The sequence below is a fragment of the Patescibacteria group bacterium genome (assembly GCA_018900835.1).
In the GTDB taxonomy this organism is placed as follows: domain Bacteria; phylum Patescibacteriota; class Minisyncoccia; order Minisyncoccales; family PEYH01; genus PEYH01.
The window spans coordinates 89,186-101,168 of record JAHIFQ010000015.1 but is presented as its reverse complement, the minus strand read 5'-3'; the positions used below and the strand labels follow the sequence as shown (position 1 = coordinate 101,168).

The 11,983-nt window shown below is 37.7% G+C and carries 14 protein-coding genes; 13 read left to right on the top strand and 1 reads right to left on the bottom strand.

The window, feature by feature from the left end; genetic code table 11:
• Positions 1–37: 37 nt before the first annotated feature.
• Complete coding sequence (locus KJ562_03100) at positions 38–661, top strand: hypothetical protein (protein ID MBU3964678.1); 624 nt, start codon at positions 38–40, stop codon at positions 659–661.
• A gap of 194 nt (positions 662–855) precedes the next feature.
• Here KJ562_03100 and KJ562_03095 read toward each other — a convergent pair whose 3' ends face one another.
• Complete coding sequence (locus tag KJ562_03095) at positions 856–1,125, bottom strand: hypothetical protein (GenBank protein MBU3964677.1); 270 nt, start codon at positions 1,123–1,125, stop codon at positions 856–858.
• 5 nt (positions 1,126–1,130) lie between these two features.
• On the opposite strand from KJ562_03095, the gene KJ562_03090 reads away from it, so the two are divergent.
• From KJ562_03090 to KJ562_03035, 12 genes are all read left to right on the top strand, one after another.
• The gene (locus KJ562_03090; protein ID MBU3964676.1) at positions 1,131–1,424 is read left to right on the top strand and encodes a hypothetical protein; all 294 of its coding nucleotides are present in this window, start codon (positions 1,131–1,133) and stop codon (positions 1,422–1,424) included.
• A gap of 101 nt (positions 1,425–1,525) precedes the next feature.
• Entirely contained in the window at positions 1,526–2,308 is a 783-nt protein-coding gene (locus tag KJ562_03085; GenBank protein ID MBU3964675.1) for a hypothetical protein, read from the top strand.
• A complete protein-coding gene (locus KJ562_03080; protein ID MBU3964674.1) occupies positions 2,305–2,859 on the top strand; it encodes an HDIG domain-containing protein in 555 nt (184 codons plus the stop codon). The genes KJ562_03085 and KJ562_03080 overlap by 4 nt, the downstream gene beginning before the upstream one ends.
• Before the next feature lie 82 nt (positions 2,860–2,941).
• Positions 2,942–4,186 (top strand): endonuclease Q family protein, encoded by a 1,245-nt coding sequence (locus KJ562_03075; GenBank protein ID MBU3964673.1) that lies wholly within the window; start codon positions 2,942–2,944, stop codon positions 4,184–4,186.
• A gap of 129 nt (positions 4,187–4,315) precedes the next feature.
• Positions 4,316–5,725 carry a cell division FtsZ family protein gene (locus KJ562_03070; protein ID MBU3964672.1) on the top strand — a complete coding sequence of 470 codons (1,410 nt, stop codon included), beginning with the start codon at positions 4,316–4,318 and terminating at the stop codon, positions 5,723–5,725.
• A 53-nt stretch (positions 5,726–5,778) separates the two neighbouring features.
• Entirely contained in the window at positions 5,779–6,666 is an 888-nt protein-coding gene (locus KJ562_03065) for a UTP--glucose-1-phosphate uridylyltransferase (GenBank protein ID MBU3964671.1), read from the top strand.
• 2 nt (positions 6,667–6,668) lie between these two features.
• On the top strand, positions 6,669–7,601 hold the full coding sequence (trxB, locus tag KJ562_03060) for a thioredoxin-disulfide reductase (protein MBU3964670.1): 933 nt from the start codon (positions 6,669–6,671) through the stop codon (positions 7,599–7,601).
• A 36-nt stretch (positions 7,602–7,637) separates the two neighbouring features.
• On the top strand, positions 7,638–8,279 hold the full coding sequence (locus tag KJ562_03055) for a hypothetical protein (GenBank protein MBU3964669.1): 642 nt from the start codon (positions 7,638–7,640) through the stop codon (positions 8,277–8,279).
• Entirely contained in the window at positions 8,266–9,486 is a 1,221-nt protein-coding gene (locus tag KJ562_03050) for an enolase (protein ID MBU3964668.1), read from the top strand. The genes KJ562_03055 and KJ562_03050 overlap by 14 nt, the downstream gene beginning before the upstream one ends.
• Positions 9,476–10,096, top strand: a complete 621-nt coding sequence (locus KJ562_03045; protein ID MBU3964667.1) for a hypothetical protein — start codon at positions 9,476–9,478, stop codon at positions 10,094–10,096. Before KJ562_03050 ends, KJ562_03045 begins: the two co-directional genes overlap by 11 nt.
• A 33-nt stretch (positions 10,097–10,129) precedes the next feature.
• Positions 10,130–10,882 (top strand): 2,3-diphosphoglycerate-dependent phosphoglycerate mutase, encoded by a 753-nt coding sequence (gene gpmA / locus KJ562_03040; GenBank protein MBU3964666.1) that lies wholly within the window; start codon positions 10,130–10,132, stop codon positions 10,880–10,882.
• Between the two features lie 67 nt (positions 10,883–10,949).
• Positions 10,950–11,960, top strand: a complete 1,011-nt coding sequence (locus KJ562_03035) for a hypothetical protein (protein MBU3964665.1) — start codon at positions 10,950–10,952, stop codon at positions 11,958–11,960.
• The last annotated feature ends 23 nt before the right edge of the window (positions 11,961–11,983 follow it).

The following is an 11,983-nucleotide window of genomic DNA, read 5'->3' as shown; positions in this document are numbered from 1 at the left end:
TTTTAATAAATTACACGAGGATAATTAAATAATATTTATGCCAAGAAGTCTAGAAAAACCACAATATGAGGGTGTGAGCAGCAGAGACGACGGCAAGCCTGAACTTACAATGACCAAGGAAGAATTAGGAGAACACGAGCAAAAAGAAGCTGATAAGGAACTAAAAGGCATCAGAGAGAAGATTGATAAAATGACGGATAAACTCGGAATGCCGATTGACGAAGGAATCAAAGAAGCAGTAGTTATGTTTAACGCCTTTGATATAAAAACCACTCAATCTTGTGAGGGGCACTTGGAAGAAGGCGCAAGGCTTACCCCTGGGATTATGGTTCAGCCCGAAACCCCTGAAATCGAGGACTGGTATGACAATGAGGAGATTAGAGAAAGGGTCACAGCTCAAAGCATGGCAATGAAAGGACAGCTTATAGATTTATTGAACCTTTTTTATAGAGAAAGAAAAAGTGATTTTGAAGATATGCTCGGATTCAGAGGAGTTGGTTATGGCTTTGAGATCGAGAGCAACGGAGCAGAAGTTTTTAAGGGGCTTAATGAAGAAAAAGCGCAAGAAAAATTAATAGCTTATAGAAAAGAAATGCAGGACTTTACAGATTTCCTTAAAAGAATTTATCCTAAACATCTTTTCAAAAAACCATTAAGATAAGAGATAAAATTACGAGGCCTGGCCTCGTAATTTTGGTTGACAATGGGGATTTTGGGTGTATAATGAAGACAGATCATTGGGACTATATCTGGAAAAATCCAGAAGGAGGTGATCGTCATGGCATTATCTGATGTTTTATCTGTTGATAAAACGGAAGAAGGCATTCTCATCAAGATGGAGGTCTATAAAAACCCCTATCCTGTAACCGTCACCTTTTGGAAGCCGTGGGGGAGGAAGCTTAGGCCTGTCTCTGTCGCAAGTAGCGCAGATAGTGGCAAAAGGAACATGTCGTACAAAATCCCTACAAGCGCCTTCAGGCGAGCAGCAGCGATTGCATACTCGCGAGAAAGAGGCCAACTCCGCCTCATCTGACTGCCGACAATTTCTGAATCTTTGGAAACAGAATAGTCGGCGGTTTTTCTTTTTGAGAAACCATGATAAGATATTCTAATAATTAACACCATCGATTATGGATTATTTTTTAATTATCATTGCTGGGTTTGGAGGGGGAGTGGTGCGCGGATTAATGGGCTATATTAAGCACCAGTATTCATATAAAAATGTTGGCTTTAATCTGCCTTATTTTTTTTCAATGATGTTTTTATCAGGAATAGTGGGAACATTGTGCGCGATAGCAATCAATAATATCAGCAACGATATTTTGACCATTGGTTTTTCCGCTTCCATTGCTTTTGTGGTCGGCTACGCAGGCGGAGATTTTCTGGACAATGTTTATAAAATCATCATCAAGAAAAAAGATTAAATTTTTCTTTTTTATTTTTTGTTTTTAATTTTTAATTTTTGCTTCGCAGTTTTGCATTTTGCGTTTTGCACTTTGCGCTTGACTGAGCGAAGCGAAGGAACGTGTCCCTACAGGAATTCAAAGAAAAAAACGGATATGATATAGAGAGTTATTGGTTGCCAAGAGTAACGAGCATCACGAATGTGGTCTTTAAGCCCGGGCTTTTAAGGTACTATGCCCAACAGCCAAATTTTATGGCAGCGCAACAAACACTTGATAATGCAGCCAGTTGGGGGACAGCTACACATCAGGCAGTGGAAAAATTTTTAACTGGGGAGGAATATGAAGTTGACCCGATAATTATTCCGTCAATTCAAGCGTTTAAAAAATGGAAAAAAGAGTACAAGGCAAAAATTTTGGATGTCCAAAATGATGTAGAAAGAAAGGTTTATGATTTAGAAGACCGGTATGCAGGCACTCTTGATGCATTAGTTGAAATTAAAGGTGTTTTGGGTGTCTTAGATATTAAGACCGGTTCTGGCATTTGGGACGAATATTCCTTGCAACTTGCCGCATATATGGGCGCCTATAACAAATCCGTTCCTTCAAAAAGGATGGCAAAAACAAGATGGATTCTTCGATTAGACCAATTTGAGGAATGTAAGTTTTGTGGAGCAAAGAAAAGAGTAAAAGGAGGAAAAATTTTAATTAGAGGAGGCAAGACAAGTTGCTATCATAAATTTTCGCCAGCAAGAGGGGAGTTTGAGTTTAAGGAATTGAAGGATTTTAATCACGATATTGATGGGTTTATCGGCGCTAAACGGCTTTGGGAATGGTGCAACAAGAGCCATCTTAAACAAATAGAAAATTATCCAAAAACAAAAATTATCCAGTCATTATTATGAACAGAGAGGAAGCGCATAAATTATTAAAAGAGAATTTGTTTAACAACAATCTTCTCAAGCATTGTTTGGCAGTTGAAGCGATTATGCGAGGGCTTGCCAAGCGATTGGGCGGAGATTCTGAAAAATGGGGGATTGCTGGATTGTTGCATGATATTGATTATGAAAAGACAAAAGACGCTCCGCTAAAGCACTCTTTAATTGGCGCAGAAATGCTCAAGAACTTGGGCTTCGGCGAAGAAATCTGTGAGGCAGTTAAAACGCATAATGAAGCGCACTCTATCGCGCCAGAAGGGCTTATGGCAAAAGCATTGTTTGTCTGCGACCCGATAAGCGGATTAATTGTTGCCTCTACCTTGGTTCTTCCGTCAAAAAATATCAAAGAGCTTACCACGGAAAATGTGCTGAATAGATTTAAGGAAAAGGCGTTTGCCAGAGGAGCTAACCGAGAGATAATTGGAAAATGTGAACTGCTTCTCGGACTGTCGCTGGAAGAGTTTGTAAAGATTTCTTTAGATGCGATGAAGGAAATAAGCAAAGAGATTGAATTATAATTTACAATTTTGAATTTTGAATTTTGAAACATTAAGTCATTAAATCATTGATTAAAAATTAAAAATTAGAAATTCATATTCTATGTTTATAGCTGACCTCCATATCCACTCAAAATACTCTCGCGCCACTTCTCCAAGCGCGGATTTAGAGCATATTGCTGAATCAGCTAAAATTAAGGGGATACGGGTTGTTGGCACAGGGGACTTTACTCATCCTGAATGGATTAAAGAAATTGAAGAAAAATTAGAACCAGCAGAGCAAGGTCTGTTTAAGTTAAAAAAATCTCAAGATGAGATTCGTTTTTTATTAAGTTCGGAAATAAGCTGTATTTATTCATATAAGGAAAAGGTGCGAAAAGTCCATAATATTATTTTTGCTCCTTCGCTGGAAGCAGTTGAGAAGATCAATAAGACGCTTTCAAAAATAGGAAATATTCATTCAGATGGAAGGCCTATTTTGGGATTAAATTCAAAAGAACTTTTAAAAATTGTATTGGAAGCGGATGAGAATTGCCTTTTTGTGCCAGCTCATTGTATGACTCCGTGGTTTGCTATTTTTGGCTCAAAATCAGGATTTGATTCAATAGAAGAATGTTTTGACGATTATTCTAAATACATTTTCGCCTTAGAAACAGGCCTGTCTGCTGACCCTTCAATGATATGGAGGATTCCTGATGGCAGGCGAGTGGCTTTGATTTCAAATTCTGACGCTCATTCGCCGGAAAAATTAGGCAGAGAGGCAAATGTTTTTGACACGGATTTGAGTTATGCCGGAATTATTGAAGCGATTAAATCCAAGGACCCTAAAAAATTTCTCTACACCATTGAGTTTTTCCCTGAAGAGGGAAAATACCATTATGACGGGCATAGGGCTTGCGAAATTTCTTTGTCCCCAATAGAATCAAAAAAATACAATAATGTTTGCCCTGTCTGCGGAAAGCCACTTACTCTTGGGGTTGTGAACCGGATAAGCAAACTATCTGACAAAGAAGAAGGATTCATTCCTAAAGGAGCTGTCCCATTCAAGAGCTTGATTCCACTGAAAGAGGTTATTGCTGAAGCCCTTGGTTGCGGAGTAAGCGCGAAGAAAGTTGTTATTGAATATGACAAACTGATAAACGAGTTTAAAAATGAATTTAATATCCTGCTTAATGTTGAGCAAAGCGATTTGGAAAACATTGCTTCAATTCATATCGCCGAAGGAATAATAAGGGCAAGACAAGGAAGGGTGAATATTGAACCGGGTTATGATGGCGTGTTCGGAAAAGTCAGAATTTTCTCTGAACTGGAAAAAAAGAATCTCATCAAGCAAAAAGTCCTTATTTAATATCTTTTGGAAACCAGGTTTCCAAAATGGGTTTCTCGAATTGGCCTACAACATTGACTGAATTGATTTTTAGGGTTAAATTGAAGATAGAAATTTCAAATCCCAAAATCCAAATAAATGTCCAAATAAATGTCCAAATCCAAAATCCAAAACGAAAAATCCAAAATTAGAGCAAAGGCCAAGGTTGTGGGTGTCGTGCCTAAGAAGCTGAAACAGGAAACATTTTTCCATCCAAGGATAGGTATAATTGGAATTGGCGGGGGAGGCGGTTCCATTGTTGGAGAAATCGCCAAAACAATATACAGAAAAAAATTGCCTCACTTAAACAAGATTAAGTTCATTGTTGCTAATGTTGATTATCAAGCAATCAAAATGGTTCCTAAACAAGCAGGAGCTTTTTATTTCGGCAAGGAGATAACAAGAGGGCTTGGCTGTGGAATGAATATTGAACTTGGAGAAAAATCCGCTTTACAAGATAAGAAATCAATAGAGAAACTTTTAAAAAATTGTGATTTTTGTATATTCATTTCCTGCTTAGGTGGAGGAACTGGCTCTGGGGCAACGCCAGTGTTTGCGGAAATTGCTAAGAGTTTGAGTATTTTATCACTCGGGATATTTACCATGCCTTTCGCATTTGAAGGCAATGAAAGGGGAAGAATAGCTAGGGCTTCTCTTGAGAAAATAAAGCAGAACATAAATGCTTTTACCATAATTCCAAACCAAAGGATTTTTAAAATTATTGACGAAAAAACACCGATTCATAAGTCATTGTCAGTGATGAATAATGCATTAGTCGAGATTTTAGAGGGCTTTATTGAAACATTGTATCTCCCTGGTCTGATTAATCTTGATTTTTCCGATTTTAGGGCTGTATTAGAAAAAGAAGGCCAATTAACTTATCTCAATTCGCAAGAGTTCAGCGGCGCAAGCAGAGCAGAAAAGGTGGCAGAAGCGGTTTTAAATAATCCTTTGATGAATTATGATATTTCAGGGGTTGAAAGAATGCTATTCAACATCGTGGGCTCCAAAGATATGAAGATGAGCGAAGTTGAGGAAATCTGCAAAAAAATTGAGGCCTATAACCCGCAGGCAAAAATCATTTTTGGAGTAATGCAGGACGCTCAACATCAAGGAAAATTAAAAATTACTTTAATGGCTGTTGGTTGCGGCGCAAAGGAAAAGCCCAAGCCAAAAAAGAAAATAATAAGAAAACAGAAAGATGAAATCAAAGCAGGGGCGATTAATGAGTCGGAGCAGAAAAAGGAAGAAGAAAAAATGCCCTCTGAAGCAAGTATCGCTAAACCTAAGGAAAAATTAGAGGAAGTAAAAATACCACAGGCACCAGACAACAAAGAAGAGAAGCCAAAAATAATAAAAAAGAAGAACAAGGTTAAAAAGCTTCAGATTGTCAAAAAGACAAATATTCGCAGGAATGCTTTGGATTTGCAGAAGCAGGCGGTTGATGATGAAAAAAAGATGCTTGAAGAAGAAAATAAGTGGGAAATTCCAGCATTCCTCCGCAAGGTCAATAATCGATAACATAATAAAGGACTGACCTCTGTAATTTATAAATAATTATCTTTTATGAACATATGAACAGCGAAATTAAAAAAGCGATTCTGCCGATTGCAGGATTAGGCACACGGTTTTTACCGTTATCAACAATAATGCCAAAAGAAATTTGGCCAGTTGTTGATATGCCAGCAATACAGTTTATTGTTGAAGAGGCAAAAGCGTCAGGAATTGAAGAAATAATTTTCGTAACCAACAAAGACAAAAAAATTATTCTTGATTATTTTAAGAATTCTCCAATATCATTAAAAAAGATTCTTCACAGCAGAAAAAAAACAGAAGCAATTGACGCTTTGGAGGGATTAGAAGAACTGATTAAAGGCATAACATTTTCTTCAGTAATACAAGAGAGGCCGTTGGGCGATGGGCATGCTATATTACAGGCGCTTCCGAAAATAAGAAAAGAGCCAGTCGGAGTGCTTTTTGGCGACGACATAGTTGATTCAGATGTTCCTTGCTTACAGCAGCTTATAAATGTTTACGCAACCTGCCAAAGACCAGTTTTAGCGCTTTGCCGTCTGCCGAAAGAATTACTTCCTTCATACGGAGTAGTCCAAGTGGAAAAAATCGCTAACCGGGTTTATAAGGTAAAGAAAATTGTTGAAAAACCCAAACCAGGCGAAGAACCGTCTGACTTGGCTATTGTTGGGAAATATATATTAACTCCAGAGGTCTTTGATTTTCTAAAAATAGCCAAACCCAATGAAAAACAGGAGATTATTTTGGCTGATACTTTTGACAAAATGCTTCAAGCAGGCAAAAGCATATATGGCTATGAATTTGAGGGAAAATGGCTTGAGTGCGGGAACAAAATGGCTTGGCTGAAAACCGACCTTTATTTGACCTTAAAAGACCCGCGCTACGGAGCGGAACTTAAAAAATTCGCAAAAGAAAATAATTTAATTTAAATATGGAAAATCAGGTTTTATATGATTTAATAATTATCGGTGGAGGTCCGGCAGGCGTCACTGCCGGTATTTACGCTCTAAGGAAGAAATTAAGAACATTGATTATTTCCAAGGATTTTCAAGGACAAATGAAGTGGGCAGTGTCTGTGGAAAATTATCCGGGTATGCCTGATATTAATGGAATGGATTTGGCTAAGAAATTTGAAGACCATATTAAAAAATATGGAGCGAAAATCATTGACGACGAAGTTATCAAGATTGATAAGGAAAATCAAATTTTTGAACTTATTACCAAAAAAGGCGACCGATTTATTTCTCTTTCTGTGATTATTGCCACAGGAGCAGACCCAAGACCGCTTGAAGTTCCGGGAGAAAAAGAGTTTATCAGTAAGGGCGTAACTTATTGCACAACCTGTGACGCTCCGTTTTTCAAAGACAAGCCAGTGGCTGTTATTGGCGGAGGCAACTCTGGGGTTAAGGCAGCGATAGAGTTGACCAATTACGCTTCCAAGGTTTATTTGCTTGAATTTCAAGACAAATTGGCTGCGGATGAATTGGAACAGGAAAGAGCGCGGAATAATGAGAAAATTGAAATTCTTACTTCATCTGCGCTTAAAAGCATTGAAGGAGGGAATAAGGTTGAAAAGATAACTTATCAGGATGTGAAAAGCAAACAAAAGAAAAATCTTAATGTGGAAGGGGTTTTTGTGTCAGTCGGCACTCAGCCAGCCACTTCGTTTATTAAAGAAATGGTTGATTTCAATGAGAAAGACGAGATTGTTATTGACCCCAAGACCTGCCAGACAAAAACACCAGGACTGTTCTCCGCCGGGGATGTCACGGATGTGAAATACAATCAAATTGTTATTGCTGCAGGAGAAGGCGCCAAGGCAGCGCTTTCTGTTTATGATTATCTCCGCGACTTGAATAAATAATTAATAAATAATCATTTATCAATAATCAATAATAATATGATTAAACCTATCGGCATTTTAATCATTTGTCTTTTTGTCGTAATCATCGGCGGAATTTTGGTCTGGCAGTTCTGGTCAGGGCCAGGAGAAGAAATACCGTCCCCAACACCACCAGTGTCCGCAACTACACCAACATCAACTCCGCCCATTGACGAAACCACGGATTGGGAGACATACAGAAACGAGGAATATGGATATGAGATAAGGTATCCGAACTTTTATTATATCAGCGAAAAATCTGACTATGTTCTTTTTAGAAACGAAGAATACAAAGAGAATCCATCTGGAGGATGCGAGTTTATTATTTATATTAAGTCAAACCCATTAAATAAGAGTTTAGAAGAGTGGTTCGCAGATAATTCTACTGAGGCTGAATTTGGGACCGATGTGCATCAAGAAAGCGGTAAATCTTATTTCAATTCTAAAGAAGCGCAACTCGAAAAAACAATCGTTAGTGACCAAGAAGCTTTAAAATTTTACCAAATAGGAGGATATCCCAACGATAATATAATCGTGTTATTCAAAAAAGACATTAATATAATTGAAATTAGTTATTATCCAAACTGTAGTCCGGAGCTTAATACATTTGAACAAATCCTTTCCACATTTAAGTTTATTAATGAAAATGGTGAAGATTAAATCAATTACAGCGCAGATAATATTGGATTCGCGAAAGAATCCGACAATAGAGGTTATAGCAGAAACCTCTGATTTTTCTGTTAAAGCAGGGGTTCCTTCTGGCGCTTCCACTGGTAAGCTGGAAGCAAAAGTCATAGATGTTCCAAAAGCGATTAAAAATGTAAATGAAATCATTGCCCCGCAATTAATTGGCAAGGACCCAACAAATCAAAAAGAAATAGATAATTTAATGCTTGAGATTGATGGAACAGCTGATAAATCGGTGCTTGGTGGCAACGCAATTGTCGGGGTCTCAATGGCAATTTCCAAGCTCGGCGCTCAAACTAAAAACATCCCTCTCTACAAACACATCTCCCAATGTTTAGAGGTTGAACCTCTAAACATTGAAAATTTTAAGATGCCTTTAGCTTGTTTTAATATCATCAATGGGGGAGCTCACGCTAATAATGATTTAGATATTCAAGAGTTTATGATTGTTCCCCAAATGAATAGTTTTTCAGAAAATTTTCAGTCAGCAAAAGATATTTATCAATCACTAAAAGGAATTTTAAGCAGGAAGTTTGATAAACTTCCGATAGGGGATGAAGGAGGATTTGCTCCGATGATTCCCTCTACTATTGAAGCATTGGATTTTTTGCAAGAAGCGGTGGTTAAAGCTGGGTTTAATAAAAAAGAAGTTGGATTTCTTCTTGATTGTGCTGCCACTCATTTCCAAGATGGAGAAAATTATCAGCTTGAAGGCCTGCCTTTCAGCAGAAGCGCATTGCTTGAATTTTATAATAATTTGATTGTAAAATATCCTATTATTGGTTTTGAAGATCCTTTTGCAGAAGATGATTGGCAGGGATTTCAAGGGATTTATAATAAGATGGGGAGTAAGATGACAATTATCGGGGATGATTTATTGGTCACAAATCCATTGAGAATACAAGAAGCGATTGAAAAAACAGCTTGCAACGGAGTAATTATTAAAGTAAATCAAATAGGAACAGTTAGCGAAGCAATAGAGGCAATAAAATTGGCAAAAGCGCATCAATGGAAAATAATGGTTTCTCATCGTTCAGGAGAAACAATGGATGATTTCATTGCTGACTTTGCAATCGGGGTTGGCGCTGATTTCATTAAATCAGGCGCGCCAGTTATGCCTGAACGACTGGCAAAGTATAATAGATTATTATTAATTGAAGAAAAAGAAAATGAAAAGTAAAAACATTTTGTATCTTGTCTTTGTTTTCGGAATTATTGTTACAGCTTTCTTAATTTGGCAGTTTTGGCCAGAGGGAGAAACTCTATCACCAAATCCAACACCAGCGCCAATAGTAGAAGATATTACAAATTGGCAGACATATACCAATGAAGAGTATGGGTATGAAATAAAGTATCCTGAAATCTGGGCAAATGATAAATGCGCCAAGACCATAGTGTTCGGACCCAAGGAAAAAGTTGAAGCCCTGAAGGCCAATGATTGTAGTATTACTATGGCAAAGGATTTGATGTTTGCTATTAATTTCCGGACAATTCAGCAATATGAGGAAATTATTGTTCCTTTTCGCAAGACAGATGAGGACAAAAATGTTGTTTTAGACAAAATTATGGTCGGCGATTTAGAGGTAGAAGTTCCGCAGTATAAAACAGAATATCTCCGCGATGCGTCTATGGGATTCAAGGCAGGGGATATCATTACAGATGTCATTGTGCCCGTGGAAAACGGCTATTTAGAAATTACGCTTTTAGACAATCAGTATATAGACATATATAATCTGATGATTGACAGTTCTCAATTTCTTTATTCCGTTGACGATGTAATAATAGAATAATAGAATGATTTACTCTTAAATTTATCGATGAAAATGTATAAATTGGTTTTATTAAGGCATGGGGAAAGTGTTTGGAATAAGGAAAATCGCTTTACCGGATGGACTGATGTTGGTCTAACAGAAAAAGGCGAGCAAGAAGCGATTGAGGCAGGAAAAATCCTTAAGCAAGAAGAATATTTTTTTGATATGGCATTCACATCAGTTTTGAAAAAGGCAACTAAAACATTGGAGATTGTTTTGGCAGAGATGGGTTTGGAAAATATGCCTGTGGAAAAGTCCTGGCGTTTAAATGAAAGGCATTACGGCGCATTGCAGGGCTTAAACAAGGCGGATACAGCTGAAAAATATGGAGAAAAACAAGTTCTGTTATGGAGAAGAAGCTATGACCAAAGACCGCCAGCCATCACAGAAGAGGATGAAAGATATCCAGGCAAAGACCCTTTGTACCAAGACCTTAAAGAAGAAGAAATCCCTTTAGCTGAATCGCTTAAAGATACAGAGAAAAGATTGCTCCCGTATTGGGAAGAGAAAATAATTCCAGCGATTAAATCAGGAAAAAAGGTTTTAATCTGCGCGCATGGGAACAGCTTGAGAGCATTGATAAGACATCTTGATAATATCTCTCCCGAAGAAATCCCGAAATTAAATATCCCCACTGGCATCCCGCTTGTTTATGAATTGGATGAAAATCTAAAACCGATTCAGCATTACTATCTCGGCGATTCGCAAAAGATTAAGCAAGCCACCAAAGAGGTGATTAATCAAGGAAAGGTTTTCAAAAATTAGGTATTGTGTTAAAATTATCAATTACAATTAACCGACAATTAATTAATAATCATTAACTGTTAATACTATGGACAAAGAAAAGGGGTCATCAACTATCTTTTTGGGAGGAATTTCGGCAATCTTGTTAGCGATTTTGCTGTATCAGAATTTCGTTCCTGGCGCCCTAACTTTCAATAATAGCACAGGAGTAAGCGGAGAATTGACTAAGGATGATGCGGCGCAGAAAGCAATTACCTACATTGAAGAAAATTTAGCTTCTCCGGGCACGGAATTTACTTTGACTGGGAGCGATGAAAAGAACGGCGTTTATGAAATAAGATTTGATGTTATGGGACAGAACGAAAAGGTCTATGTCACAAAAGACGGAAAAATTTTATTTCTCAATTCTTTTGATATGAATCCTCCTGAAGAAAAGGAGCTCACCCAAACAGACAAGCCGGAAGTTGGTTTGTTTGTGATGTCATTTTGCCCTTATGGCAATCAGGCAGAAGCTCTGATGAGTCCTGTTGCCAAGCTTTTGGGGGACAAGGTGGACATACAGCTTCATTATATCCTTTATAGTAAAGATCAAGGTTATAATTTTCCCGACTATTGCTATGATAAAGAAGAACAGTATTGTTCAATGCATGGAATTCAGGAGTTAAATCAGGGAATAAGAGAATTATGCGTCCAGAAATATCAGCCAGATAAATTGTGGAATTTTATTGAAGCGATTAATGACCAAGCGACTTATCAGGATGTTGATAGCAAATGGGAATCAATCGCCAGAGGAGCAGGGGTTGATGTGGATAGGATTAAGCGATGCGAGCTGAATGAAGCAACAGATATATTGGCGCACGAGAGCGAGCTTACAAGCCAGCAATATTCTGTGCAAAATCCAGCTAGTCATAAAGGTTTGGAGACAGATAAGATAGCGGGTTCTCCAACCATAGTCATCAATGGAATAATTTATGATGGCGCCAGAGGCGCAGAGGACTACAAAAATGCTATTTGTTCTGCCTTTAATAATGCTCCTGATGAATGCAGTCAAATAATAGATGAAACCGGGAATGCGGTTGACCCAGGAAGCTGTGAATAAAAATGATAAATAATTATTAATTA